At 50.3% G+C, this 26835-nt stretch carries 30 protein-coding genes; 8 read left to right on the forward strand and 22 right to left on the reverse strand.

Translation table 11 applies throughout. The features are described from left to right. Window positions 1–50: 50 nt before the first annotated feature. From CWI69_RS04570 to fur, 4 genes are all read left to right on the forward strand, one after another. A complete protein-coding gene (locus tag CWI69_RS04570; protein WP_126762291.1) occupies window positions 51–842 on the forward strand; it encodes an alpha/beta fold hydrolase in 792 nt (263 codons plus the stop codon). 54 nt (window positions 843–896) lie between these two features. Further along, complete coding sequence (locus tag CWI69_RS04575) at window positions 897–1112, forward strand: DUF2788 domain-containing protein (RefSeq protein ID WP_126762293.1); 216 nt, start codon at window positions 897–899, stop codon at window positions 1110–1112. Between the two features lie 40 nt (window positions 1113–1152). Next, window positions 1153–1677, forward strand: a complete 525-nt coding sequence (gene fldA / locus CWI69_RS04580) for a flavodoxin FldA (protein WP_126762295.1) — start codon at window positions 1153–1155, stop codon at window positions 1675–1677. A gap of 72 nt (window positions 1678–1749) precedes the next feature. Beyond that, complete coding sequence (gene fur, locus CWI69_RS04585; RefSeq protein WP_126762297.1) at window positions 1750–2196, forward strand: ferric iron uptake transcriptional regulator; 447 nt, start codon at window positions 1750–1752, stop codon at window positions 2194–2196. Here the strand turns inward: fur and CWI69_RS04590 are convergent. Both CWI69_RS04590 and CWI69_RS04595 read right to left on the reverse strand, forming a co-directional pair. Beyond that, window positions 2193–2429 carry a putative signal transducing protein gene (locus tag CWI69_RS04590; RefSeq protein ID WP_126762298.1) on the reverse strand — a complete coding sequence of 79 codons (237 nt, stop codon included), beginning with the start codon at window positions 2427–2429 and terminating at the stop codon, window positions 2193–2195. The genes fur and CWI69_RS04590 overlap by 4 nt on opposite strands. A 23-nt stretch (window positions 2430–2452) precedes the next feature. Next, on the reverse strand, window positions 2453–3127 hold the full coding sequence (locus tag CWI69_RS04595) for a Fe2+-dependent dioxygenase (RefSeq protein WP_126762300.1): 675 nt from the start codon (window positions 3125–3127) through the stop codon (window positions 2453–2455). 91 nt (window positions 3128–3218) lie between these two features. On the opposite strand from CWI69_RS04595, the gene CWI69_RS04600 reads away from it, so the two are divergent. Further along, window positions 3219–4019, forward strand: coding sequence for a hypothetical protein (locus CWI69_RS04600; RefSeq protein WP_126762302.1), 801 nt, complete (start codon window positions 3219–3221; stop codon window positions 4017–4019). Between the two features lie 30 nt (window positions 4020–4049). On the opposite strand, the gene glnS is transcribed toward CWI69_RS04600, so the two are convergent. From glnS to CWI69_RS04635, 7 genes are all read right to left on the reverse strand, one after another. Next, entirely contained in the window at window positions 4050–5711 is a 1662-nt protein-coding gene (gene glnS / locus CWI69_RS04605) for a glutamine--tRNA ligase (protein ID WP_126762304.1), read from the reverse strand. 92 nt (window positions 5712–5803) lie between these two features. Continuing rightward, entirely contained in the window at window positions 5804–6745 is a 942-nt protein-coding gene (locus CWI69_RS04610) for a 5-oxoprolinase subunit C family protein (RefSeq protein ID WP_126762306.1), read from the reverse strand. Then, window positions 6738–7427 (reverse strand): 5-oxoprolinase subunit PxpB, encoded by a 690-nt coding sequence (gene pxpB / locus CWI69_RS04615; protein ID WP_157984239.1) that lies wholly within the window; start codon window positions 7425–7427, stop codon window positions 6738–6740. The genes CWI69_RS04610 and pxpB overlap by 8 nt, the downstream gene beginning before the upstream one ends. A gap of 2 nt (window positions 7428–7429) precedes the next feature. Beyond that, the gene (locus CWI69_RS04620; protein ID WP_126762309.1) at window positions 7430–8167 is read right to left on the reverse strand and encodes a 5-oxoprolinase subunit PxpA; all 738 of its coding nucleotides are present in this window, start codon (window positions 8165–8167) and stop codon (window positions 7430–7432) included. A 2-nt stretch (window positions 8168–8169) separates the two neighbouring features. Continuing rightward, window positions 8170–8580 (reverse strand): hypothetical protein, encoded by a 411-nt coding sequence (locus CWI69_RS04625; RefSeq protein ID WP_126762311.1) that lies wholly within the window; start codon window positions 8578–8580, stop codon window positions 8170–8172. Between the two features lie 9 nt (window positions 8581–8589). Further along, on the reverse strand, window positions 8590–8880 hold the full coding sequence (locus tag CWI69_RS04630; RefSeq protein ID WP_126762313.1) for a hypothetical protein: 291 nt from the start codon (window positions 8878–8880) through the stop codon (window positions 8590–8592). Further along, window positions 8870–9049 carry a hypothetical protein gene (locus tag CWI69_RS04635; protein WP_126762315.1) on the reverse strand — a complete coding sequence of 60 codons (180 nt, stop codon included), beginning with the start codon at window positions 9047–9049 and terminating at the stop codon, window positions 8870–8872. Before CWI69_RS04635 ends, CWI69_RS04630 begins: the two co-directional genes overlap by 11 nt. A 129-nt stretch (window positions 9050–9178) precedes the next feature. On the opposite strand from CWI69_RS04635, the gene CWI69_RS04640 reads away from it, so the two are divergent. Both CWI69_RS04640 and CWI69_RS04645 read left to right on the forward strand, forming a co-directional pair. After that, window positions 9179–10138, forward strand: a complete 960-nt coding sequence (locus CWI69_RS04640; protein ID WP_126762317.1) for a pirin family protein — start codon at window positions 9179–9181, stop codon at window positions 10136–10138. Between the two features lie 9 nt (window positions 10139–10147). Next, a complete protein-coding gene (locus CWI69_RS04645) occupies window positions 10148–10642 on the forward strand; it encodes a hypothetical protein (protein ID WP_126762319.1) in 495 nt (164 codons plus the stop codon). On the opposite strand, the gene CWI69_RS04650 is transcribed toward CWI69_RS04645, so the two are convergent. Genes CWI69_RS04650 through CWI69_RS04665 form a run of 4 tightly spaced genes read right to left on the reverse strand, consistent with a single transcriptional unit; the run spans window position 10639 to window position 14681 of the window. Further along, the gene (locus CWI69_RS04650; RefSeq protein ID WP_126762321.1) at window positions 10639–11403 is read right to left on the reverse strand and encodes an SDR family oxidoreductase; all 765 of its coding nucleotides are present in this window, start codon (window positions 11401–11403) and stop codon (window positions 10639–10641) included. The genes CWI69_RS04645 and CWI69_RS04650 overlap by 4 nt on opposite strands. Continuing rightward, a complete protein-coding gene (locus tag CWI69_RS04655; protein ID WP_126762323.1) occupies window positions 11400–12476 on the reverse strand; it encodes a phosphotransferase family protein in 1077 nt (358 codons plus the stop codon). Before CWI69_RS04655 ends, CWI69_RS04650 begins: the two co-directional genes overlap by 4 nt. A gap of 1 nt (window position 12477) precedes the next feature. Further along, complete coding sequence (locus tag CWI69_RS04660; protein WP_126762325.1) at window positions 12478–13704, reverse strand: acyl-CoA dehydrogenase family protein; 1227 nt, start codon at window positions 13702–13704, stop codon at window positions 12478–12480. A gap of 53 nt (window positions 13705–13757) precedes the next feature. Beyond that, entirely contained in the window at window positions 13758–14681 is a 924-nt protein-coding gene (locus tag CWI69_RS04665) for a LysR family transcriptional regulator (protein WP_126762327.1), read from the reverse strand. A gap of 164 nt (window positions 14682–14845) precedes the next feature. Between CWI69_RS04665 and CWI69_RS04670 the strand changes: the two genes are divergently transcribed. Next, complete coding sequence (locus CWI69_RS04670; RefSeq protein WP_126762848.1) at window positions 14846–15406, forward strand: FMN-dependent NADH-azoreductase; 561 nt, start codon at window positions 14846–14848, stop codon at window positions 15404–15406. 7 nt (window positions 15407–15413) lie between these two features. Here CWI69_RS04670 and CWI69_RS04675 read toward each other — a convergent pair whose 3' ends face one another. From CWI69_RS04675 to CWI69_RS04715, 9 genes are all read right to left on the reverse strand, one after another. Next, window positions 15414–16370 (reverse strand): MBL fold metallo-hydrolase, encoded by a 957-nt coding sequence (locus CWI69_RS04675; RefSeq protein ID WP_126762329.1) that lies wholly within the window; start codon window positions 16368–16370, stop codon window positions 15414–15416. 128 nt (window positions 16371–16498) lie between these two features. Further along, complete coding sequence (locus tag CWI69_RS04680; RefSeq protein ID WP_126762331.1) at window positions 16499–17803, reverse strand: hypothetical protein; 1305 nt, start codon at window positions 17801–17803, stop codon at window positions 16499–16501. Window positions 17804–17944: 141 nt separating this feature from the next. Next, window positions 17945–18235 carry an excalibur calcium-binding domain-containing protein gene (locus tag CWI69_RS04685; RefSeq protein ID WP_126762333.1) on the reverse strand — a complete coding sequence of 97 codons (291 nt, stop codon included), beginning with the start codon at window positions 18233–18235 and terminating at the stop codon, window positions 17945–17947. Between the two features lie 110 nt (window positions 18236–18345). Further along, on the reverse strand, window positions 18346–19233 hold the full coding sequence (locus CWI69_RS04690; protein WP_198678883.1) for a DMT family transporter: 888 nt from the start codon (window positions 19231–19233) through the stop codon (window positions 18346–18348). A gap of 120 nt (window positions 19234–19353) precedes the next feature. Next, on the reverse strand, window positions 19354–20226 hold the full coding sequence (sucD, locus tag CWI69_RS04695; RefSeq protein WP_126762334.1) for a succinate--CoA ligase subunit alpha: 873 nt from the start codon (window positions 20224–20226) through the stop codon (window positions 19354–19356). Next, window positions 20226–21392 carry an ADP-forming succinate--CoA ligase subunit beta gene (gene sucC, locus CWI69_RS04700; RefSeq protein ID WP_126762336.1) on the reverse strand — a complete coding sequence of 389 codons (1167 nt, stop codon included), beginning with the start codon at window positions 21390–21392 and terminating at the stop codon, window positions 20226–20228. Before sucC ends, sucD begins: the two co-directional genes overlap by 1 nt. A gap of 145 nt (window positions 21393–21537) precedes the next feature. After that, a complete protein-coding gene (odhB, locus tag CWI69_RS04705; RefSeq protein WP_126762338.1) occupies window positions 21538–23187 on the reverse strand; it encodes a 2-oxoglutarate dehydrogenase complex dihydrolipoyllysine-residue succinyltransferase in 1650 nt (549 codons plus the stop codon). A gap of 13 nt (window positions 23188–23200) precedes the next feature. Next, window positions 23201–26008, reverse strand: coding sequence for a 2-oxoglutarate dehydrogenase E1 component (locus tag CWI69_RS04710; protein WP_126762340.1), 2808 nt, complete (start codon window positions 26006–26008; stop codon window positions 23201–23203). A gap of 101 nt (window positions 26009–26109) precedes the next feature. Then, window positions 26110–26829 (reverse strand): succinate dehydrogenase iron-sulfur subunit, encoded by a 720-nt coding sequence (locus tag CWI69_RS04715; RefSeq protein ID WP_126762342.1) that lies wholly within the window; start codon window positions 26827–26829, stop codon window positions 26110–26112. Between the last annotated feature and the right edge of the window lie 6 nt (window positions 26830–26835).

Here is a 26835-nt window from a genome sequence, read left to right on the forward strand (position 1 = left end):
GTTATGCACGCTATTATACTCAACCGACCACAAGGGTACAGGAATTCAATATGGCAGATGCAGAACAGAACTTGGTAAATTACGAAATCATGGGTAAAAAAGGCCCGGCGGTACTCTTGATTCACGGCTTATTCGGCGATCTGGATAACCTCAAACGTCTGGCCCGGGATCTTGAGAGCGATCACCGGGTGATTCTCATGGACTGTCGTAACCACGGTGACTCATTTCATAGCACGACCATGACCTATGCAGCGATGGCGGAAGACGTCAAACGCCTGCTCGATAAACTTGAAATCAAATCTGTCAGTCTGGTCGGTCACTCCATGGGCGGAAAACTTGCCATGGAATTCACCTTAACTTATCCGGATTACGTGCAGTCACTAATCGTTGCTGATGTTGCCCCGGTTGCTTACGATGCCCGTCACCGTCATATTCTCGATGCCCTTGAAGCGCTGGATCTGAGCAGTATCAACAACCGTAAAGATGCTGATGCTGAGCTGGCTAAGAATATTGATGAGCGTGGCGTACGTCAGTTTCTGTTGAAAAACTTACAGCCAGAAGACGACGGCTATCACTGGCGGCTGAATTTACCGGTGATTGACCGTTGCTACGAGGAAATTTCCGCAGGCGTTCGTGAAGGTCACTACGATGGTCCTGTGCTGTTCATTAAAGGCGGCGATTCTAATTACCTGACCGAGGAACATCGTGACGCCGTGACCTCGCGCTTCAGCGATGTGGAGATCAAAATTATTGAAGGCACTGGCCACTGGTTACATGCGGAAAAGCCGCGAATATTTAACCGTTTGGCGCGTGGCTTTCTGGAGCAACATTCTCGCACCTGATGCCTGTGCGTGTTATAATCGCCCTCTCATTTTGGCTGAACGGATGGCGCTGTTATGTTGTCAGAGCATTATGAAACCATTGAGATTCTGGGTACCAATATTGCCATTGGCATACTTTTTTTGCTCATAGGTCTCGCCATACAGGACGTACTCACTAAGAGTAATGTGCCTAAGTTTGGCCGTTGGTTCGTGTGGTTGGTGTTGTTTCTTGGCTGCGCCGGCTTTATCGCCAAAGGTATTATTCAGGTAATCTGGGAAGCTGGCATTTAACCAGTACTCCGTTCATTTCAATTAAGGTAGTAGCACAACTATGGCTAGTGTTGGAATTTTCTTCGGTAGCGATACAGGTAACACCGAAGCAGTTGCTCAAATGATTCAGAAAGATTTAGGTAAAAGCCTCATCGATGTCTTTGATATTGCGAAATCGAGCAAAGAAGATATCGCTGGCTACGACTTGCTGATGTTTGGTATCCCAACGTGGTATTACGGTGAGGCTCAATGTGACTGGGATGACTTTTTCCCGGAACTTGAAGAAATCGATTTTAATAACAAACTCATTGCCATTTTTGGTTGTGGCGACCAGGAAGACTACGCTGAGTACTTTCTTGATGCGATGGGTACGGTACGTGATATCGTCGAAGCGCGCGGCGGCATAATCATTGGCCATTGGCCAACCGCTGGATACGAATTTGAAGCTTCCCGGGCGTTGGTCGATGACGAGCATTTTGTCGGCTTAGGTATCGATGAAGATCGCCAGCCCGAACTAACCAAAGAGCGCGTAAAACAGTGGTGTGCGCAACTGCGTGATGAGATGGGCCTCGACCAATTGGCTTAATTGGTCGTTCCCTTTCTGTCGGAACTTTGCCTATAATGGCGACAAGTACAACTAACGAGAAAGTGGATTCTAATGAGCAGCAACGGCGAACAACAACTTAAAAAAGCAGGGCTGAAAGTCACCTCTCCACGCGTTAAAATTCTTGAAATTTTAAAGAATCCGGATAACCAGCACATCAGTGCGGAAGACGTGTATAAAATACTGCTCGAGAAAAATGAAGAGATTGGCCTGGCCACGGTTTATCGGGTGTTAAACCAGTTTGATGACGCCGGAATTGTAACCCGTCATCATTTTGAAGGTGGACGTTCTGTATTTGAACTGAGTGCCAAAGATCACCACGACCATCTGGTCTGCTTAACCTGTGGCCACGTATTTGAATTTGAAGATGATATTATTGAAGATCGGCAGCTAAAAGTAGCCAAAGAGAAAAACATCAAGCTTACCAACCATAGCCTTTATCTTTACGGCGAATGCAAAACCCCGGACACTTGCGAACATAACCAGGCCGACGCTGATTAATCAGCGTCGTCACTAAGCGCAAACTCACCACTGTCATAGCGTTCGACAAGCGCAAGAGCTTTCGCACTATCTTCATCTGCAACCCAGAGTTTGGCAAAACCTGACGCTGCCAGATCACCTACAGCGCCCTGCAAATAAAACCCACCGCTATGGCAATCAATGCCCTCTGACTCGAGCAAGCCTTTTACCAACTCGGCCTCAACCACGTTTTCAGCTTGAAATACGCATTGCATAGGGTTTCCTTAGATTTATGATCTTAGCGTTTGACCCAGCGTCGCAAAAGATTGTTGTAGGTTTTACTCAATACGTCAAACTGCGCGGACTTTCCCTGGGTTTTGAATTCGTGTTGCAAGGCTTGGAATAACTCAAAACAGATTTCCCGCTGCTGCGCTTCGGGCAATAAACTCTCGATCCATCCAACCATTGCCACACGTGCTCCTGCAGTAACTGGATTCACACGATGTAAGAAATGGCTGGGATAGAGTAGTAAATCTCCGGCATCTAACCGCCAGGCGCGTTCACCGGAGCTGTCCTCAATAACTAATTCCCCACCTTCATAATCTGATAGTCCAGTCAGTCCAAGAGTGAATGAAATATCGGTCCGCACATAGCTCTCACCCCTTTCATCGCGTTTTATCATGAGTGCGTCATCCATGTGAGAACCATAACTCTGTCCTCTCTCGTATCGATTTATCATGGTATTAACGAACTGCGCTGGACGCGCCGCTTGCTGCACCAACTCGTGCTTCTTAAGTCGGGCTAACGCCAACTCAATTAACGGGTGTGGTGCCCGCAATTGCTGATTTTTCTTAACCTCTTTGGCCGCCCAACCGGCACTTTCACGCCCGTCAGCAAAGGTCTCTGCGGTTAACTTGTCAAGAATGACTGACAAGGTTGCAGGATCGATAACATTTTGAATATGTAAGATCATAATAACCGGTATTGAGAATGACTCTCATTTGTGGAATTATGTGCAGTATAACCAATCTCGCACAAGTTAAGCAATTAGGATGGTCACGAGTATGAATGAAAAGCGTAAAATATGGCTGGCAGTAGGTGCTGCTGTGCTTGGCAGTACTACGGTGCAAGCCAACGAAGTTGAACCTATTTCACAGCATCAGCACACTACGAGCATCATCGCACCATTTGAAGGTGGTGGCGGTGAAGGTGAAGGCGAAGGTTCCGGCGCAGTGGATTTGCGCGTCAATGACAGTGCTTATCTCGCCCAGTTAGGGCTTATCCGCGGGCATCTTTACGTCGGAAAGAAGCTTTATGACCAAGGTCATATAGCAATGGCAAAGACGCACATGAAACACCCTGAAGATGAACTTTATGCAGCTTTAGTACCAGCCTTTACTGCACGTAAACAAAGCGGATTTAGCGCTGAACTCAGCGCCCTGGCAAATGCGGTTAACGATGAGCAAGGTGACGCTGCGGTCGATGCAGCATATCAAAAACTGGTGGCCGCAATTACCGAAGCTGAACAAGTGACGCAAAAATCCGTTAGAGACGTGTTAATGAGCTTAAGCACAATGCTACTTACTGCCGGTGAAGAATACGACATTGGCGTTAAACAAGGTGCTGTGGTTAACGTTCATGAATTTCAGGACGCCTACGGTTTTACCCAAATCGCCAAAGCTCGTATTGAAGAGTTGAGTCAAAGCCAGCGTGACGCCAACGCTGCAGCTATTTCTGAAGTTGAAATGGTTTTGACTGAGTTACCTGAATTGTGGCCGACGATCACTCCGGAAGGAGAGGTACAAGGTGATTCGGGAGCTTTGTATGGCGCTGCCGCGCGAATTGAATTGGCGACCTTAAACTAAGAGGTTAAGGTCACCAATAACCGGCGAGGTCTAGGCCTCGTCGGTCCACGTATCGCGCAAGCCGACGGTCTGATTGAACACCAGATGCTCGCTTGAGCTGTCCTGACTGTCCGCACAGAAGTAACCGATACGCTCAAACTGAAACGGTTGTTCAGCTGTCGCGCTAGCCATACCTGGCTCGACAAAGCCTTGTTTGATCACCAGACTGGCTGGATTCAGGGTGCTGAAAAAGTCTTCCTCTGCGGCTGGGTTCGGTACCTGGAACAAGCGATCGTACAAACGGAATTCCGCTGGCTTTGCATGTTCCGCAGCAACCCAGTGAATTACGCCTTTCACCTTACGGCCATCGGCTGGGTCCGTACCCAGAGTCTCAGGATCGTAAGTGCAGTAAATGGTGGTAATGTTGCCATCTGCGTCTTTGTCGACGCGTTCAGCCTTAATCACATAGGCATTACGTAAACGTACTTCTTTGTCGAGTACCAGCCGCTTATATTTCTTATTTGCCGACTCACGGAAGTCGTCACGTTCAATGTAGATTTCCCGGGCAAAAGGCAGTTCACGGGTTCCCATGCTGTCATCGTTCGGATGATTCGGTGCCTGCAGTTGCTCAACTTCACCTTCCGGATAGTTCTCAATGACCAGACGCACCGGATCAAGTACCGCCATGGCGCGCGGTGCGCCATGATTAAGTTCATCACGGATGCAGGCTTCGAGCATGCTCATTTCAACCTGGTTATCCATTTTCGTCACCCCAATGCGATGACAGAACTCACGCACTGAGCTTGGTGTATAGCCACGACGCCGCATACCGGCAATGGTTGGCATGCGTGGGTCATCCCACCCACTCACTTTACCCTCTTCCACCAACAGGTGTAATTTGCGCTTGCTCATCACCGTGTACTGCAGATTCAGGCGCGAAAACTCGATTTGTTGTGGATGACAATCAATGCTGATGTTCTCCAGCACCCAATCGTATAACCGCCGATTATCCTGAAACTCAAGGGTACACAATGAGTGGGTGATCCCTTCTATCGCATCGGAAATACAGTGGGTGAAATCGTACATTGGGTAAACACACCATTTATCACCCGTCTGGTGATGGTGGGCAAAGCGTACGCGGTAGATCACCGGATCACGTAGCACCATAAAAGGCGAGCTCATATCGATTTTGGCGCGCAACGCAGCCTTGCCTTCTTCATGTTTGCCCGCAGTCATATCGGCAAAATGCTTCAGGTTTTCTTCGATCGAGGTGTCGCGATACGGGCTATTTACACCAGGTTCTTTCAGCGTGCCGCGCATTTCGCGCATCGCTTCCTGAGTGGAAAAGTCGACGTAGGCCAGGCCTTTTTCAATGAGTTCAACGGCGTAACCGTGTAACTTGTCAAAATAGTTTGAAGAGTAACGTGGTTTGCCTTCCCACTCATAGCCTAACCAACGCACGTCTTGCTGAATTGAGTTGACGAAATCGACCTTTTCTTTCAGCGGATTGGTATCGTCAAAACGCAGATTGCAGGTACCCTGGTAATCTTCTGCAATACCGAAGTTCAACACGATGGATTTCGCGTGGCCAATGTGTAAAAAGCCGTTAGGTTCAGGCGGAAATCGCGTGTGGACCTGAGTGTGCTTACCACTGGCAAGGTCTTTATCGATAATCTGACGTATAAAGTTACTGCGAGGCGCGTCGGCTGCCATGGAATTTACTTCTCCGAACATCAAAAAATGAGCGTTATGATCGCAGTTTATGAGGCGGCTGGCAAGGCTTGCGCCAGAGTGTGCAGCGACAATTAACGCTGGATATTGAAAAAACGCCAAACCTGGCGCAGTTCCCGTTGCGCTTCGGCAAGTTCAAGCCAGCGAAACTGGAATTTACGGCCGGCAGGAAGCTGAGCCAGAATACTACGAGCGGTCCAGCTCAGCACGCCGATTTTGGGATAGCCACCTAATGTCTGGTGGTCATTCATCATTACAATCGGCTGCCCATCCGCTGGCACTTGCACGCTGCCAATAGGCAGTGGCTCAGAAATCATACTGGCAGGTACATCGGGTAAAGGTTGCTGACCCTGCAACCGCACTCCCATTCGATCCTGCTTCTCAGTGACCCGGTAGGTCTGTTTGACCAACAGTTCCCGTGCAGCTTTACTGAATAATTGCACTTGTGCGGCGGGGATCAATGGCAGTACCGGGCGAGCCGGCACTGCTGTGACAACCGAACTACTGGGTCGTCGACTTTCCAGCGTCTGCCCGCCACCATTGCCCGCGTTCAGCACATCACCACTACGCAGGGGCTGCCCCTGCTGATGCAAGCCACCAAGTTCATCACGGACGACGGTGGCGACACTGCCAAACACCGGTTTCGCTGCAAAGCCACCGGATACTGCCAGATAGCAGCGTAAACCCGATTCGTTGGTCCCAATAGCGAGCGTATCGCCCGCCTGGGCCTGAGTGACGCGCCAGCTTTTGATGCCTTTGCCGTTAAGCATTAGCGGAAATTCTGCGCCGGTTACGACAAATAATGTCGCGCGGGTAAAAGTTGCTTTGAATTGACCTAAAGTAATTTCAATTTGTGCCGCATTGTATGAGTTTCCCAGCAGTCGATTGCCCCATAAAAATGCGCGCTCGTCCATAGGCCCGCCTTCAGTTATACCTTGAGCCTGATAACCAAAACGCCCAAGATCCTGTAAGGTTGCCAACAAGCCGGGTTGTTGAATCTTTAGCAATTCAGACATCTTGTGTTCCCTCGGCCTCACACAATTGCTCGTACTGCTCACGACTAATGGCTTTGAATGTCACGGTATCACCAGGGTGCAATTGCGGCCATTGCACGGCGCGGCCAATCACTTGCCAGCCACCGGGAGAGGTTCGCGGATAAATTGCGGTTTGCTGCTCGGCGATAGCGACGCTGCCGCGCGGCACCTTTTGTCGCGGTGTCGCGTGACGCGCCATACGCAGGCGCTCATCGACATCGCCCATATAGGCGAATCCAGGGGCAAAACCAAGGGTATAGACATGATAGGTTGGTGCGCTATGCAACTTAGCTACGGCTTCGACGGAGTCCTGCAAGTGCTCAGCAACAGCGGCTAAATCCGCCGCCAGTTCAGTAGCGTAACAAACTTCGATTTCATGATGCTGAGATTCGATGGCAGTATCATCTGCACCGCTCACGACCTCATCAATCACTGGTTTTAACGCTCGCCGTACCTGCGCTTCACTGCATTCCAGTACGTTGTAATAAAGCAACAGGCTTCGATAACTAGGCACGACCTCGCGCAGCCAGTCCGTGTCTTCCTTTTGCATAGTTTGCAGGCGCCTGGCCAGTTGCTGAACTTTAGCATTAATCTGCAGGTCAATCCGCGCATCGAATTGCACCATAAGCGCATCAGCTGCAGCAGTTTGAAAGGTCCAGTTCATGGTCATAGTCGTGCACGAATAGCTTTTACCGCGGCCAGCGCCTGGGGATTATCGCCATGCACACATAGTGTATCGGCGGCCAACAGCAGCTCACTGCCATCGTGTGCCTGAACGGCACGTCCTCCCGCAAACGCCAGTGCCTGTTCGACAATTGCCGTCTCTTCACTTAGCACAGCACCTTCAAATGTCCGGGCGCGCAGTTCGCCGTTAGCTTCGTAGCAGCGATCGGCAAAGGCTTCGAACAACAAAGGAACCTGATAGCGTGCCGCCAGATTCGCTTCGGTTTCGCGATGGAGTTTGGCCAGGGTCATTAATGCCAGTGGCTCTGCCCGACCACGATTTAACTCACTCAAGGTGCGCACAATGACCTCAAACAACTGGCTATCCACCTGCATCGCATTATACATAGCACCATGGGGCTTCACATAGCTGAGCGGAACCTGCTCGGCGTGACAGACAGCCTCCAGCGCACCAATCTGATACAGCAATATCGCCCGCAATTCATCGGCACTGAAGCGCATGGCTCTGCGACCAAAGCCATGGCGATCGGGATAGCTCGGATGCGCGCCAATCAACACTTTGTGTTGTTTAGCCAGACGCACGGTATTTTGCATAATGCTGTAATCACCAGCGTGAAAGCCACAGGCAATATTTGCCCTATCAATAAACGGCATGACCGCAGCATCATCGCCCATGCGCCAGACGCCGTAGCCTTCACCTAAGTCGCAATTAAGATCCATGCTCAAGATTCTTTCTTTTCTTTGGCCGAGTTGTCGTCACGCTTATGCGCAGCAAAGCGCGCATAGCTGTAAACAAACAGATAAATTCCAAGACCGACCGCAGTGATCGATAAGGGCGGCAATATCAAACTACCTTGCTGATGCGCTGCGTATACTGCCGCCGCACCGGTAAGCCCCAAAGTAATAAGCGACGCAGCTATGAAGGTCAGCGGTTCCAGCCATTTCTGCAGTTGCTGCAGGGCAACCAGATTTACCAGTGCTCCAAGGATCAGTCCCCAGGCCAAGGGAACGCCTAACTTATACCAGTTCAACTGATAGTCGACGATGGTGGCCCATAATTGTTCGACACTGGCGTTATAGAACATTAAGCCGATCAAACCAGCTAAGATAATTAAACGCTTAGTAAGCGACATGGCTTACTCCTAAACCAGCAGCGATAGAATAGCGACCACGGCTACGATCACAGGTACCCATAAAATGGGCGACTGGTACCAACGTAGTGGTGGACTTTCTGCACGTTGCTCAGCTTCGGCAGTGCGTTGTTCATCGGTGGTTTTCTGGCCCAGCAAAAAGTACACCCCAAGCACAATCAAAAACAGTCCGAACCAGCGCCAACTGGCGGTATTACCACCTGCGGGAGCCAATACAGCCGCTAACAAACCGGCGACAATAACGGCGAGCGAGCCAATACGTTTTGTGATACTACTTTTCATTTTTTTTCATGTTTCCTTGTTTTTTAGCAGCGTGCCACTTAAAAAAGAAGCTGACCAAACCGACAACTTCCAGCAGCGCACCGAGAATTATGGTCGCTAAATTTTGCTCCCATATACCACTGAAGAACACGGCGATGCCGATAACGATAATGATAATGGCATAAATCATAAAGGCTCCTTGTACTTGGTCTAACCTTAACTAATCTTAGCCTAAGAAGGAAGTCAGCGGATAGTCGCATATCGACCCTTGGTTATTCTAATGGCATACTGCGGCTAACAGCAGCTATGGAGCACCGCCATGACGCGAACAAAAAACGATGCCGAAGCGCAACCGACCACCTGTGAATCCGAGCATTTGCGCCGCGAGGCCAGCGTGCTGCCGGCACTTCCGCGCCAACTCACGCCACAGCTGCGGGTCTTCAGAAGTCTGCCTCAGCGTCAGTTGCGTATGATTGGCCCCTGGTGTTTTCTCGATCATTTTGGCCCAGTAGCACCGGCCGATTATCAGCAATTTGATGTGCCCCCACATCCGCATATAGGGTTACAGACCATTACCTGGCTGGTGTCCGGTCAATTGCTCCATCAAGACAGCCTCGGCTATGAACAACCCTTGCTCGCCAATGAATTAAACTTAATGACCTCGGGCCGCGGCATTTCCCATGCCGAAGTTGCAGCGCAGCAGGTTCGTGACCCGTTACAGGGCTTGCAATTATGGGCGGCACTACCGGAAGCTGATGAAGAAACCACGCCCCGCTTTGATCACTACAAGGCGTTGCCGCAATTTGCTATCGGCGATGCTCAGGCCACCTTGATCGTCGGTGACTACCAAGGCCGTGAACGTAGTTATCATTCACCTGCACTGCAGTTTCATCCGGGCTTTGCGCTACAGCTCCAGACCCCTCGGGTAGCGGTAAGTGAACTGATGCTCAACGACGAGTTTGAGTACGGTATATACGTGGTTTCCGGTCGCGTGGATTGTTTAGGCAAGAAGGTGACCACACATGAGCTGCTGTTCCTTGGTAGCGATCGTGAACGACTGACACTGGAACTCGCCGCAGATACGCTGATCGTGATCCTCGGCGGTGAGGCTTTTGCGAAACCTGTCCACATGTGGTGGAATTTTGTCAGTGGGCAACCACAGCGTATTAAGCAAGCGCAGCAGGAATGGAACGCGGCGCATGAACGCTTCGGTCAGGTCGCGCACTACGCGGGTGAACGCTTATTAGCACCGGAACTTGAGACAAAAAGCAAGGAATAGGGGCAGTTTATGGGACTCATACGTAGCCTTAGTGATTTCACCAAACGGGTTGGACTCTGGTTTTTAGCAGCCGGTATCACCTTGACGGTCTTTTTTATTTCGGTACTTATATACCAGCTTTCGGTCTACGAACCGGATCCCCCGACCACCTCCGACTGCCAGCCCCTGCAGACCCAGACGACCGTTGATGCCGAAGCCCAGCTTTCGTTGTACCAGTGTCAGCGCGGCAATGATCTGGGTTGGGAAGGTTACGAGGTATGGGCTTACAAGGTGGTTACTGAGGAATGGCAACGGTTGGCGACAGCTCCACTTGCCAGCGGTTGTTTGCAAATTAAAGTGGATGAGCGTCAGCTGACAATCATGCATGACAATTCGCGCGGCGAACTGAATATTCCGGCTGCTTCATTTATCTATGAATTGAAAGCGGGTGGCGCACGTACGCTCAGTATTGCTACCGAGCGCGTTGATCAATGCTCTCTGACCGCCACAGATAACCTCGACTAGCCGAGTTTCATCACCATCTTCAGAGGTAAGCGCTTCATCAGAAAGCCGATAACCGCCCACGGCCAGGTCGGTACATACGACTGTACCGGCTCTTTCTCAATCGCCTTGACTAATAACCGGCAACCGGTCGCGTTGTCGATCATAAACGGCGTATTTTTCACCTTTTCGTTAATTTCCGAACGAATGTAGCCCGGCAAAATACAGCTCACTTTGATCGGTGAATGCGATTTAATCAGGTCCGCACGAATCCCCTCAGTCAGTGATAACAAGCCCGCTTTGGTCGCAGCATAAACCGTCATGGCCCGCGGCATACCCCGCAATGCACTGATTGAACTGATGGTCACCAGATGGCCACTGTTTTGCTCACGAAAGATTTCCAGCGCTGCCTCGCACTGCGCCAAAGCGCCTACAAAGTTAGTTTGAGCGGTTTGCACATTGGCGTAAAAATAACCTGTACCTAAGGACGCGCCCTTGCCCATCCCGGCGTTAACGATAACGCGGTCGAGTTCACCAAACTCTGCCTTAAATTCTTCAAACACCCGGAACACCGCGTCATGATCGTTAACATCGAGCGCTTTCACACTGACTTTGCTATTCGGATAATCCTTTGCCAACTCAGTCTGCAACTGCTCCAGGCGGTCAGTGCGCCGGGCGCAGAGTGCCAGGTTGCGTCCGCGTTTGGCGAATTCGCGCGCCATACCCTCGCCTAAGCCAGAGCTTGCACCTGTGATTAAAATGGTTTTGCGTACTGCGTGGCTCATGCTTTCCCCTGCTGTTTGATCAATCGGCGACACCGCCAGTGTAAATAATGCACCAGGAACCAGAAGTTCTTAAACGCCGGGTTGCGGGTTTGTTTATGGTGATAACGATAATAAATTTGCTGCGCAATAACACTTAAACGAAACAGTCCAAAGACTTCATAAAACGTGAAATCAGCAACGTCAACATCCATCCGCTGGCAGTAATAGTCGATCACTTCTTTGCGGGTCATCATCCCCGGCAGATGGGTCGGCTGGCGGCGGGTCGAACGCGCAATCGCATCATCGTCGGCCTGAATCCAATAAGCCAGGCTATTACCGAGATCCATTAACGGGTTACCCAGGGTCGCAAGCTCCCAGTCCAGCACGCCAATAATCCGGGTGGGATCAGTACTATCCAATACCAGATTATCAAAGCGAAAATCATTATGCGTCATGCACAAGCGTTCGTTTTCCGGGCGGTTACGCTCCAGCCACGCCATTATCTTTTTACTTTTCGGCACGTTCCAGGTCTTTGCCTGACGATAACGCTTATTCCAGCCAAGTACCTGACGCTCGGTGTAGCCTTCCCCTTTGGCAAGACTATCAAGGCCATGCTGGTGAATGTCTATTTGGTGCAGCTCAATCAGACAATCAAGGGCATTCTGGCAGAGTTGCCGGGTCTGCGCTTCGCTCAGCTTTAACTCGCGTGGCATATTTTTCCGCGGGATAATTCCGGCTACCCGTTCCATAATATAAAACTCGGCGCCGATGATGCTCTCATCATCCGTGTAATGCAGCATTTTCGGAACGTAGGGATACACCGGCTGTAATGCGCTTTGCAGTCGGTACTCGCGCCCCATATCGTGCGCTGAAGCCGCCTTAGTGCCGGCCGGAGGGCGCCGCAAAATCCAGTCGGCATTGGCAAATTGCAGACGATAGGTCCAGTTCGAGGCGCCGCCAGCGTATTGGGTTACGGTTAAATCACCCTCAAGGTCCGGAAAGTGCTCACGCAAGTAGGCTGCCAGCTTGGCGATCGGCAGCTCCTCACCTTCGCGCACTTCACCGGCTTTGTCTTCCAGACGCCGTTCGCTCATGCTAGCGCTCCCGGTACTTGTTCAATTCAACTTTGGCAATGGTCGCCCGATGCACCGCATCTGGCCCATCGGCGATTCGCAACGCGCGGGCCACCGCAAATAATTGGGTGAGCGGCGTGTCGTGGCTCATACCAGCACCGCCATAGAGCTGAATGGTCTCATCCACTACCTGTTGCAATACGTTGGGTGCAGCTACTTTTATGGCAGATATTTCCGCCAGCGCTTTCATGGCTCCCACCTGATCAATTTTCCAGGCGGCGAAAAAGGTCAGCAAACGCGCCTGATCAATAGCGATCCGCATGTCAGCGACACGCTCCATGTTTCCGCCCAGCTGTAACAGTGGCCGGCCAAAGGCAATGCGCTCCTGACCCCGTTGCATGAATAGCTGTAACGCTTTCTCCGCAGCACCAAGTGCGCGCATGCAATGGTGGATGCGCCCCGGACCCAGCCGTCCCTGAGCTATTTTAAAGCCCTGACCCAAACCGGCAATCAGATTGTCTTTCGGCACCCGGACATTATCAAAGCGCACCTCGCCGTGACCATAAGGTGCATCATATTCACCAAAGGCCGGCAACATCCGTTCGATATTCACACCTGGGGCGTCCAAGGGTACGATGACCATCGAGTGGCGCTCGTGCTTGGCCGCTCCAGCATCAGTAAGACCCATTACAATGGCAAATTTAGCATCCGGATGACCTAGCCCCGTCGACCACCATTTGCGGCCATTGACGACCACGTCATCGCCATCAGCCACAATCGAGGTTTGCATATTCGTGGCGTCTGAAGAGGCAACGTCCGGCTCAGTCATGCAGAAAACTGAACGTATTTCACCGGCCAGCAAAGGTTGTAACCAACGCTCTTTTTGCGCGGCGCTGCCAAAGTGGTACAGCACCTCCATATTGCCGGTATCCGGAGCATTGCAGTTAAATACCTCCGGCGCGAGCAGACTATGACCCATGACTTCTGCCAAAGGTGCATACTCAGTGGTGGTCAGACCCGCACCAAGTTTCGCATCCGGTAAAAACAGGTTCCATAACCCCTGTTCCTGCGCTTTCGCTTTTAACTCGGCAACCACCGGTGGCACTTGCCAATCCCGCCAGTTACCGTCCGGGTTGAGGCGTCGGATCTCTTTATGGTAGTTCGCTTCAATTGGTTCGATGTTTTCTTTTATAAACTTAATCAGACGCTTACGGTAATCAAGAGTCTTATCGCTGGGGCTAAAATCCATCTTGTTTCTGGCCTTTTTCAAACAATCGTTTAAACGATTGTAGAGAGCATTGCTTATCCGATCAATAACGAACGTTGCGCAAGCGCAGGAATATGCTCCACCATGTAATCAATAAATACCCGCACGGCAGGCAACAGCCCGCGCCGATGAGGGTAAACCAGGTGCATAATGCCAACAGGTAACTGCCAGTTCGGCAGGACACGCTGCAACTGCCCTGCCGCCACTGCGTCAGCACACAGGTAATTCGGCAGTGCAACTAAGCCTTCGCCCTGCACCGCCGCTTCACGCAGCACTAGCATGTCGTCAGTAATCAACCGCGGATTGAAACTAATACTCAGCTGCTCGCCGTTCTCAGCACTTAGCGGGTAAGTATAACGCCCACTGGTGTAATGTAATGACAGATGCGGAAACTGCAGTAAATCCAACGGATGTTGCGGTGTGCCGAAGCGGGCCAGAAGTGCCGGAGCGCCATAAAGCGTGCCGGGAGAGTCCGCCAGTGGGCGGGCAATCAGACTTGAATCTTCAATAGACGAGCGTACGCGCAAAGCAACGTCGATGCTCTCATCAATGAGATTGATCGGACGGTTAGTCACCGTGAGTTGTACGTTCACCTCAGGATAAGCCTGCATGAAAGGGGGTAACAGCACGGTCAGCAAACTCTGGCTCAAGGCATAGGGTGAACTGACATTTACCGTGCCACGCGGGGTTTCACGGACCAACTGGGTCACCTGTTGCGCTGCCTCCGCGGCGCTCACCAAAGCTTCGCAATGGATAAGAAAAGCCTGACCAATATCAGTCAATTTTAAGCCTTTGCGCGTGCGATGTACCAAACGAATGCCCTGCTCATCTTCCAGTTCCGTTAACCGTCGACTGACCGTTGATTTGGGCATTCCCAGCTCACGCGCACCTGCGCTGATGCTGCCGGCAGCGACCACGCGGGCAAAAATTAAGTAGTTGGTGAGATCGGGTAATGACATGGTGAACTCCGCCCTGGTAGCCAAGTGTTAATGGCCAGCTAAAAGTAACTACCTTGTTCCGTTATTGGAACGATAGTTTCCATTATAACCATCTACCACCATTTTTGGAACTTGATAGACTGCCTCCATATGAAGAACACAGCGCACCCAATTTGGAGTTTATGATGAACATTTTGCATTTAGATTCAGGTTTATTCTTAGAGCAGTCGGTCAGCCGCAAGTTGAGTCAGCAGATCGTAAAACGGATCAGCGGCGAACAGGATCAGGTCGTTTACCGTGATTTGGTCAACAGTCCGGTTCCACACCTCGATGCTGAAACCTTGTTAGCTGAGCATGACCCATTGGCGCAAACCCTGCTGGACGAACTCTTTGCCGCAGATGTGGTGGTCATTGGCGCACCTATGTATAACTTCACTATTCCAACCCAGCTTAAAGCCTGGCTTGACCGGGTGTTGAAGGCGGGCGTCACTTTTAATTACACGGAACAAGGTCCAAAAGGCCTGCTGCAAGGCAAGAAAGTTTATCTCGCCTCAGGTCGTGGTGGTATTTACAGCAAGGGTGAAGCTGCAGCAATGGACCATCAGGAAAGCTATCTGCGTCAGGCATTAGGCTTTATTGGCCTGACCGATGTACAGATCATCCGTGCGGAAGGGGTTAATTTAGGCGAACAGCCCCGTCAGCAAGCTCTGGCAGCCGCTGACGAAGCTATTGCGCAACTCGCTTAAGTCCTGCTTATTCGATCCGGGTGGTATAGTTGGCGGGTACCCAACGGTATCCGTCAGCTTCCGCCTTCATGCGACCAATCCCCGGAAAGGAAATATGCGCCCCGGCAATCCAATGGCCTTCTTCGGCGATACGTTTAAATAGTTTTAGCCGCTGCTCACGCGCTTGTTCAGGGTTACTGTCGTAAGCGATAGTCACCTCTGGATGAGGGAACTGTACCGCAGCCACATGTAAGGTATCCCCCCAGATCACCATGGTCTGGTCATTACTTTCAACATGGTAAACACTATGACCGGGCGTGTGGCCAGGAGTTGGATTTACCACAATACCCTCATGTAGTTGCTCACCGTCGGCAAATGTTACAAATGCATCTGCGGCTTGATAAGGAGCAAACAGACGCATTGCGTTTTGGAAACTTCCCCGGCGCTCTTCCGCAACTTTTGCCATTTCGTCTTCGTTCAACCAATAATTCGCGTCACGCTCGTGGGCATAAACCGTAGCGTTAGGGAATGCCCGTTGCTCGCCATCAAGCAACCCACCAATATGGTCACCGTGCATGTGAGTAATATAAATTGCATCGATGTCAGCCGCGGTATAACCCGCCGCTTCAATATGATCCTTTAACTGGCCTAGACTCGGACGCACGCCACTACCGATGCCGGTATCGACAAGGATCAAATGCTCACCGGTGTTGACTAAAAATCCATTGATCGAGCCTTCAACGGGCGACGTTAAATACTCTTTCGCAAGTGCCGCGTTGATTTTATCTTCATCCCAATGCAGCAACCGGGCTGCAGCCATGTCGCTGGTACCATCGTTCAGTGCGGTAATGCGAAACTCTCCGACATTCATGTGATAGTAGCCAGGAGCCTGACTAACAGTGTGATCATCTGCCGCAGTTGCAGCGCTTAAAGTGGCACAGCTAAACACCAAAAGTGGTGCTAAAATTTGCTTTGCATAACCCATAGTTTTTGTCTCCTTCACTGACAAAAAGATCTGAAAAGAATCTGCCAAACGTTGATTACAGATTCATTAGGTATGGCAACAGGCTGAAAATAGTTCAACTTATTTCACCACTCAGCGGCAGAAATTAACTAGGGAGCAATACCGGTCACCGCGGGTAACTGCTGGTAACGCAGTTCAACACGGGTACGCAGCTGCTCAGCAAAGGCTTCATCGGTCAGCTGCGCCAGTAATTTGAAGTACAGCTGATACGTATCAGCATAAGGGTCTTCGGCAAGTTCCTGCACGTACATATACCAGAGGAAGAAAAGCCCGTGTGGATACTGCAGTTTAATCTGCTGATCAATATCCGCTGCCCACAGCAAGCCACACGCATAGTGCACCTCGAATGTATCCTCACTTGTAGCGCACTTTTGTTTTGCGCCCTGCAGGCGATGATTTAAATACACACCATTGGTGCGGATTGTACGTAGATAGCTCAGTGCCATAAATTCTGCTGCCCCTTCATGAATCCAGGCCTGCTCGTTGCTGAATTGCCCGGCCTGATACAGATGGGCGAACTCATGGGCAACAAACCACAAGGTATCCTCAACAAAATAAGGTGCGGTCACGCGTTCAGCCATGCTGTGCCCGTACCAGTGCAACAACATTTGATTACCGATCACCCCACCCTGATAGCCAAAGCGGCCGTCAGTTGTTGGGCTAAATGACGCCAGTAGCATAGGGCGTTCGGTTAAGTGCGGCATCCGTTGATTGAAGTAAGCGGTAAGCGGCGGTACGTCCTGACGCAGGCGTTGCTTCAGCGAGGCGGGTAAAATAGGGTCAATAATGGTTTCAAAACCATTTTTCGCTGTCGCATCTGCAGCCTGAGGTCCAACATAGACCACCTGCCCGTCACTGGCCGATTCCTGCCAGTTCAGCTCGCCGCGAACCGCTTGCTCGGGTAAACGAATATAATCGCTTAGCGGTGCTTGCATGGTGAAATTATAGGAAAACGCCAGCGCACTTGAGCAACTTTGCGGACATACCTTAAACCGGCCAGTAAACCAGGCGGTGCCACCGTCACTAAACGTTGAAAACGGCGCGTAATCCTTGCGCAATGCAACATAGGTGGGATCCAGTTGAAAGGCGACGCTGTTAAATGCTTGCCCGTCAGAGCGCGCCACATACTCGTTGCCGGTTTCGCTATCAACGGCGAGATAATAATTTGGCTCGATAGGTGCCCATCGTTGTAATCTTGAAGTGTCTGGATTGCGGATAAAGGTGACCCGCTCGACCGGCTCTTCAAAATGATACGCGACAAACCATTCGTCTTGTTCTGTTTTACTTACTTCAACCTCAACAATTGCTTTTGAATTGGCATCCATCCAGGCAGCAGCAAGCCAAATACCTATGGCGCATGCCAACAAAACAAGGAGAACAAGTTTTTTATGCATTACGAAAACCCAGGTTTAATGTTCAGATTAAGCATACGTCGTCAGTTGCGCTCTGCCCAGTAAAAAAGTGTTAACTTGAGAGGATTTCAAAAATGGGAATCGGTAGTCGTCGCAATGCGTTGGCAGAACTGTTCATACCAACTATTCTGGAGCAAAATGCTGTTCGCAAGGAATGCCGTTAGCGTTATCATCCAGCTGCGTCTCGGGGCAGTTACTCAGAAAGAACATGGCCTCGTCGCGGGAGCGCATTTCGCTACAGAACCTGCGGCCATCGCAACGATACTGTGGATCGCGTTTAAAAACTGCCCCCTGCACACCTTGCACAATCTCTTTTATGAAACCGCGTTCCTCGCCCTTTTCGGCCGCCTCCTGATTCAGATGATAATTCCAGGCCGCCAGCGCCAATATCGCTAACAAAATCCACTTTTTCATTATTGTGTCTCCGCAGGACAACTTTGCTTGTGGTAAGTTTTAGTTAGTTATTCTTTTAAAATCTAGCGTAGCGTATTACGAGAAATAGTAAAACTATGAATAAAGGTGAGTTATTTTGTTTGTCTTTTGTTGGATCTGCTTTTGATCACCACGAAAATACTCAAAAGGATGACCGCGCTGGCAATAACAAACCGGCTTTCGATGGGTTCATTAACAAACAGGATACCGCCTAACGCAGCAATAATGGGCACACTTAACTGACCTACGGCGGCGGTGGTGACGCGCAGATGCGGAAGTACTTTGAACCAGATAGCATAACCCACAGCCGAGGTTAGTGCGCCCGACGTTAAAGCTAAGACAACTGCCGGCAATGACCATTGCTGTTGCCATTCGATGATGAACAGCACCGGCGATGCGAGCAGCACTGCGCGATAAAAATGAATCCTGGTATCAAGTAAGGGTGTCGGTGACCCGCGACCTAGGGTGCTATATGCGCCCCAGGCGGCTCCGGCCAGCACCATGGCAAGCAGCGAGACCACGGATACCGGCGCAGCCAATTGCGGCCAGACCAAATAGACGAACCCTGACAAGGCACAGGCTACACCCAGGATTTCCACCACTGAATAACGCTCACCACGCCAGGCCGAAATCGCCAACATACTAAACTGCACGGCGGTAAACAGCACCAGTGCGCCAACGCCAGTCGCTATACCTACGTATGCGTAAGCGAAGGCCAGCGCATAGGTGACCAGCCATAGCGCTCCCCACCAGGATAACGAAGCCTGTGTTTCAGGCCGCAGCTGTTGCACAGCAATCTGCTTGCGCCGCGTAAAGAAAACCAGCAATGCCAGCACCATGGCTCCACTGACCAGGCGCAGCAAGGTAAACCGTGCCGGATCCATTTGGTATTCCGCGAGCGCCCAACGACACAATACTGAATTGCCAGCAAAGGCGACCAAGGCCAACAAGGTAAGGCTAAGTTTGGTAAATCCTGCCACCTGAAAAATTCCTTTGAAAACTCGTTAAACGGCTTGCGCAGACAAAAAAGGCACTGACGTTGCCGACAGTGCCTTTTCAATTGCTATCCTATTACGGAAAAACGTGCGGATAAAAAACCCTTACCAACCCGTTTTTTCGCGCAACGCTTTGCCGATTTCAGCCAGGCTACGTACGGTTTTTACGCCAGCAGCTTCAAGTGCAGCAAATTTCTCATCAGCAGTACCTTTACCACCAGAGATGATGGCGCCTGCGTGGCCCATACGTTTACCCGGAGGTGCAGTAACACCAGCGATGTAAGATACAACAGGCTTGGTTACGTGATCTTTGATGTACTCAGCAGCTTCTTCTTCTGCGGTACCACCAATTTCGCCGATCATAACGATAGCTTCAGTTTCTGGATCTTTTTCGAACAACTCAAGGATGTCGATAAAGTTTGAACCAGGAATCGGGTCACCACCGATACCAACACAGCTGGACTGGCCGAAACCTTCATCTGTAGTTTGCTTAACCGCTTCATAAGTCAGGGTACCTGAACGTGAAACGATACCCACTTTACCTTTCTTGTGGATATGGCCAGGCATGATACCGATCTTACACTCATCAGGCGTAATGACACCCGGGCAGTTCGGACCAATCATGCGCACGCCTTTGTGCGTCAGATATTCTTTCACGTACAGCATATCCAGGGTCGGAATGCCTTCAGTGATACAGACGATAAGCTCGATACCTGCATCAGCAGCTTCAATGATGGAATCTTTACAGAACGGAGCTGGTACATAAATAACTGATGCAGTCGCACCAGTTGCTTCTACCGCTTCGCGAACTGTATTGAATACCGGTAATCCAAGGTGCGTTTGACCGCCTTTACCCGGAGTTACACCGCCGACCATTTGTGTACCATAGTCAATTGCTTGCTCAGAGTGAAATGTACCCTGGCCGCCAGTGAAACCCTGGCAGATAACTTTGGTGTTTTTATCGATCAAGATAGACATTATTGACCTCCTGCCGCAGCAACCACTTTATCTGCAGCGTCAGACAAGCTCTCTGCTGCGATAATGTTCAGGCCACTTTCTGCTAATTTCTGACGACCAAGTTCTGCGTTATTACCTTCAAGACGCACAACTACTGGAACTTTAACGCCGACTTCTTCTACTGCGCCCATGATGCCTTCAGCAATCATGTCGCAACGGACGATACCGCCGAAGATGTTAACCAACACGGCTTTTACAGCGCTGTCAGACAGGATGATTTTGAACGCTTCGGTAACACGCTCTTTCGTCGCACCGCCACCAACATCGAGGAAGTTTGCCGGTTCGCCACCTGCAAGCTTAACGATATCCATGGTACCCATGGCAAGGCCTGCACCGTTGACCATACAGCCAATGTTGCCGTCAAGCGCAACGTAGTTCAGTTCCCACTTAGCAGCTTGCGCTTCACGCTCGTCTTCCTGCGACGGATCGTGCATTTCTTTGATTTTCGGCTGGCGGTATAGCGCGTTGCTATCGATATTGATTTTACCGTCGAGACAATGCAGGTTGCCTTGCTCGGTGATCACCAACGGATTGATTTCGAGCAGTGCGAAGTCGTACTGTTCGAACATCTTCGCCAAACCTAAAAAGATTTTGGTGAACTGCTTCACCTGGTCGGGATTAAGACCTAACTTGAAACCAAGCTCACGACCTTGGAACGGCTGTGCGCCAACGGTCGGGTCAATCACTGCTTTCAGGATTTTTTCAGGTGTCTCTTCAGCAACTTTTTCAATCTCAACGCCACCTTCAGTTGACGCCATGAACACGATCTTACGTGTTGCACGGTCAACGACGGCACCGAGATACAGTTCAGAAGCGATATCGGTCAGGCTTTCAACCAAGATTTTTGATACTGGCTGACCGTTAGCGTCTGTTTGGTACGTTACTAAGTTTTTACCTAACCAGTTGCTCGCGAACGCGTGCACGTCGTCAAGGCTGGAAACAAGTTTCACACCGCCCGCTTTACCGCGGCCACCGGCGTGTACCTGGGTTTTGACAACCCAACGATCACCGCCAATTTTCTTGGCAGCTTCAACGGCTTCATCCGCAGTGTCAACTGCGTAGCCTTCAGATACTGGCAAACCGAACTCTTTAAAGAGTTGTTTGGCCTGATACTCATGCAAATTCATGATGATCTTCCGATTCGTTTGAACAACAAAAGCAGCGTCATGCTGCTTACCCGAAAATTCGCGCGTATTTTACAGTTTTGCGCGGCAAAAAGACAGCCGCAAGCGTGAATGTAACAAGATTACGACGCTGCGGCTGTGCTCAATGTTAAATGTCCAACAGCAAACGCTGCGGATCTTCTAACAATTCTTTGATGGTAACCAGGAAGCCAACTGACTCCTTACCATCTACGATGCGGTGGTCATAGGATAATGCCAGGTACATCATAGGTAGAATCTCAACTTTGCCATCCACTGCCATCGGCCGGTCCTGGATCTTATGCATGCCCAGGATTGCACTTTGCGGTGGATTCAAAATTGGTGTCGACAACAATGAGCCGAATACGCCACCGTTAGTGATGGTGAAGTTACCGCCTTGCATGTCATCCATGGTCAGTTTCCCGTCACGACCTTTCAGTGCCAGGTCGCGAATACCATTTTCAATATCAGCGATGCTCATCTTGTCCGCATCACGTAATACCGGAGTAACCAGCCCGCGAGGAGTAGATACCGCGATGCTGATATCGAAATAGTTATGGTAAACGATATCATCGCCATCAATTGAGGCGTTGACTTCCGGGAAGCGTTTCAAAGCTTCGGTGACGGCTTTTACGTAGAAGCCCATGAAACCTAAACGGGTGTCATGACGCTTCTCAAACTCGTCTTTGTATTTCTTACGCAAGTCCATGATCGGCTTCATGTTGACTTCGTTAAACGTGGTCAGCATTGCAGTCGCGTTCTTCGCCTCCAACAGGCGTTTGGCGATCGTTTTACGCAAACGCGTCATAGGTACGCGCTTCTGATCGCGATCACCGGCTGCGGGTGCACTGCTTTCGCTCTTCGCGGCAGCTGGTGCTTCTTTCTTACCGCCGTCTTTAACATGTTTCTCAACGTCTTCTTTGGTCACGCGACCGCCTTTGCCAGTGCCTTTAACGTCAGACACTTTCAAATTATTCTCAGCCAGCAAACGACGCACTGCCGGACCAGCAACTTCTTTGTCGCTGGCATCGTCTGAAGATTCAGATTCTTCTCCAGAGTCACCATTCTCCGTAGTAGAACTACCGCCTACGTCGTCGTCAGCGGCGCCTTCGCCGCCCGCTTCAACAATACCGATAACGTCGTCGGCACCAACTGTAGCGCCCTCATCCTGCTTAATTTCTGCAAGTACGCCATCGGCAGGAGCTACTACTTCCAGCACAACCTTGTCGGTTTCGATATCGACCAGATTCTGGTCGCGGGTGACTTTATCGCCCGCTTTAACGTGCCAGGTAGAAATTGTCGCATCGGCAACAGATTCTGGTAGTTGCGGAACTTTAACTTCAAGCTTTTCACCTGAACCTGCTTTCTTGTCAGACTTGCCATCAGATTTCTTGTCAGATTTGTCGTCAGACTTTTTGTCAGACTTCTTGTCAGATTTCTCATCAGACTTCTTGTCAGACTTGTCATCAGATTTCTTGTCAGATTTGTCATCAGACTTTTTATCAGACTTGTCGTCTGAATCATCTGACGAGCCATTACCGTCACCTTTTTCAAGTTTGCCGATAACTTCGTCGGCACCGACGGTAGCGCCTTCTTCAGCGATGATTTCGCCGATTACGCCATCTTCAGGTGCGACAACTTCAAGCACCACTTTGTCAGTTTCAATGTCGACCAGATTTTGATCGCGAGAGACTTTATCTCCTGGCTTTACGTGCCAGGTAGCGACTGTTGCATCAGCAACAGATTCAGGTAATTGTGGAACTTTTATATCAATAGCCATGGTCAATTATCACCTATTTAATGGTTAGCGCGTCATCGACTAATTTCTGTTGTTGTTTGTTATGCTCAGAGAGATAACCCACTGCTGGTGCGGCAGATGCTTCGCGACCAGCGTACGTCAGGTCTGCTCCTTTCGGAATTGCTGCACGGAAGTGGTGTTGGCTACTGTACCAAGCACCCTGGTTCTGCGGCTCTTCCTGACACCAAACAAAATCTTTCACGTGTTTGTATGCTTTCAGAATTTCTGCGACTTCTTCTGCCGGGAACGGATACAGCTGTTCAATCCGAATCAATGCAACATCCCCGGTCTCGCGCTCACGACGCTCTTTCAGGAGATCGTAGTACACTTTTCCGGAGCAGAATACCACGCGTTTGACTTTCTTCGCTTCCAGCGCATCGATCTCAGCAATCGCGTTCTGGAATACGCCGTCACTCATATCTTCCAGCGATGAAACAGCAAGCGGATGACGTAGCAATGATTTCGGCGTCATAACAATCAACGGCCGGCGAACCGGACGTAAGTGTTGGCGGCGCAGCATATGGAACACTTGCGCTGGCGTAGTTGGCACACAGACTGACCAGTTATGATCTGCCGACAATTGCAGGAAACGCTCAAGTCGGGCTGAACTGTGTTCCGGCCCCTGACCTTCGTAACCATGCGGAAGCAACAGCGTGAGTCCACACAAACGCCCCCACTTTTGCTCGCCGGAGCTTAAGAACTGGTCAATGACCACCTGAGCACCGTTCACGAAATCACCGAACTGCGCTTCCCACATCACCAATGCTTTTGGCTCTGCTGTAGCATAACCATACTCAAATGCTACGACCCCGGCTTCGGATAACACCGAGTCGTAAATTTCGATTTGGCCCTGACCTTCGCGAATATTATTCAGCGGCATATAGGTCGAAGCGTCTTTTTGGTTGTGTAGCACTGCGTGACGGTGGAAGAACGTTCCACGGCCGGAGTCCTGTCCAGTCAGGCGAATATGTACACCCTGATCAACCAGCGATGCATATGCCAGAGTTTCGGCGAAACCCCAGTCAGCTTTCTTCTCGCCTTTGGCCATTTTCAGACGTTCGTCATAAACTTTCTTCACCCGCGAATGCAGCTTATGGTCTTCTGGTACCGTGCTCATTTTCGTACCAAGTTCTGTGATCTGCGTTTTGCTAATCTTGGCGTCGTATTCAACGTCCCATTCATTACCAAGATACTCAGACCAGTCACTTGAGTGCGATTTCATCTCGCGGAATTCATCGACCACGATCTCACCTTTATCCAACAAGTCGCGGTATTCGCTGACCAGGGACTCTTCGCGGTCTTCGTCAATAACTCCAGCTTTAACCAAACGCTCAGCATAAATACTGCGCGCAACGGGGTGTTTTTTCACCTTTGCGTACATCAGTGGCTGCGTTGCACTCGGTTCATCGGCTTCGTTGTGACCATGACGGCGATAGCACACGAGGTCGATCATGACATCGCGTTTAAAGGTATTGCGGTAGTCGATAGCCAATTGCGTAACAAATACCACAGCTTCCGGATCATCAGCATTGACATGAAAAATAGGCGCCTGAACCATTTTCGCAATATCAGTACAGTATTGCGTCGACCGGCTATCTTCACGCTTAGACGTGGTAAAACCGACCTGATTGTTAATCACGATGCGAATTGAACCGCCCACCTGGAAAGCACGCGTCTTCGACATGTTAAAGGTTTCTTGCACAACACCCTGACCAGCAATTGCGGCGTCACCGTGGATGGTGATAGGTAAGACTTTCGCACCGTCTTTATCACCCAGTCGATCCATTCGAGCGCGTACCGAACCCATAACCACCGGATTCACAATTTCCAGGTGCGAAGGATTAAAGGCAAGGGCCAGGTGAACATCGCCACCAGGCGTGGCAAAGTCAGACGAAAAACCCATGTGATATTTAACATCACCGGAGCCTTTGTTGGTGCCGTGTTTACCCGCGAACTCGTCAAACAAATCCTGCGGCTTTTTACCCAATACATTCACCAGCACGTTCAGACGACCGCGGTGAGCCATACCGATGACGGCTTCTTTAGTGCCCTGTTCACCCGCGCGGCTCAGCAGCGCTTTCAACATTGGCACCAGGCTATCACCACCTTCCAGTGAGAATCGCTTCGCGCCCGGGAACTTAGAGCCAAGGTACTTTTCAAGACCGTCAGCTGCGATCAGCTCTTTAAGAATTTTCTTTTGATGATCCGCTTTAAATTCTGGTTGGCCACGCATACCTTCGAGTCGTTGCTGAATCCAGCGTTTCTCTTCAGTCGAGACAATGTGCATGTATTCAGCACCAATTGACCCACAGTAGATCTGCTCCAGAAGTTTATGGATTTCTCCCAACTTCATGGTTTCCTGACCAACCGCAAGTGAGCCAACGTTGAATTCGGTGTCGTAGTCATCCTTCGATAAATCGTGATGCTCTAACGACAAATCCGGAACCTGTTCTTGTTTCCACAAATCCAGCGGATCGAGATTGGCATGTTGATGACCGCGGAAACGGTACGCATTGATAAGTTGCAATACGCGCACTTGTTTAAAATCAGGAGCGCCGGAAACAACCGTACCTGCTTGCTTAAATTTATTTTTAGCAAGGGTCCGGAATTGTTCACGAATTTCACTGTGTTTGGTGTCCTGGCCGCCGCCTTCACGAGGCAACTGATCGAAAAACTCGCGCCACTCATCACCAACTGCATTAGGATCGTCGAGGTAAACTTCAAAAAGCTCCTCAACATAGGCCATGTTACCACCAGCCAGGTGGGAGGATTCTAGCCAGGCTTGCATTACGCCATCTTGCATCGCTGTTCCTTCACACTCGTTTATAAAAAAATAGCCATCCGAGCTGGATGGCTATTTCGATACAGCTCGGCCATTACTATAGCAAAATCAGCGCGATTAAACTAAACCGCGCGACTCAATAGCATGGATTTGATGTGTCCAATAGCCTTTGTAGGGTTCAAACCTTTCGGGCAAACATTGACGCAGTTCATGATTCCGTGGCAACGAAATACGCTGAATGCATCGTCTAACTCGCTCAGACGCTCATCGGTCGCGGTATCGCGGCTATCAATTAAAAACCGATAGGCTTGCAACAGACCTGCTGGACCAACGAACTTATCCGGGTTCCACCAAAATGATGGACAGGATGTAGAACAACATGCACAAAGAATACATTCGTACAAACCATCCAACTTTGCCCGCTCTTCAGGCGACTGCAAACGCTCACGCGCGGGTGGCGTTTTGTCGTCATTAATCAGATAAGGTTTGATTTTTTCGTATTGCTTGTAAAACTGTGTCATGTCGACAATTAAGTCACGAATGACTGGCAACCCTGGTAGTGGACGAACCACTACTTTCTTGGCACCGCCCTTTAGGGCTGACAATGGCGTAATACATGCTAAGCCATTTTTGCCGTTCATATTCAAACCGTCAGAACCACAAACACCTTCACGGCATGAGCGACGGAATGCCAACGTCGGGTCTTGTTCTTTCAATTTCAACAAGACATCCAGCACCATCATGTCACGCCCTTCTTCCACTTCAAGGGTGTAATCTTTCATGTAAGGCGCGTTATCAACATCCGGGTTGTAACGATAAACTGAAATGTTCAACGTCTTCATCGTTTC

Source organism: Pseudidiomarina halophila, from assembly GCF_003987215.1.
Classification (GTDB): domain Bacteria; phylum Pseudomonadota; class Gammaproteobacteria; order Enterobacterales; family Alteromonadaceae; genus Pseudidiomarina; species Pseudidiomarina halophila.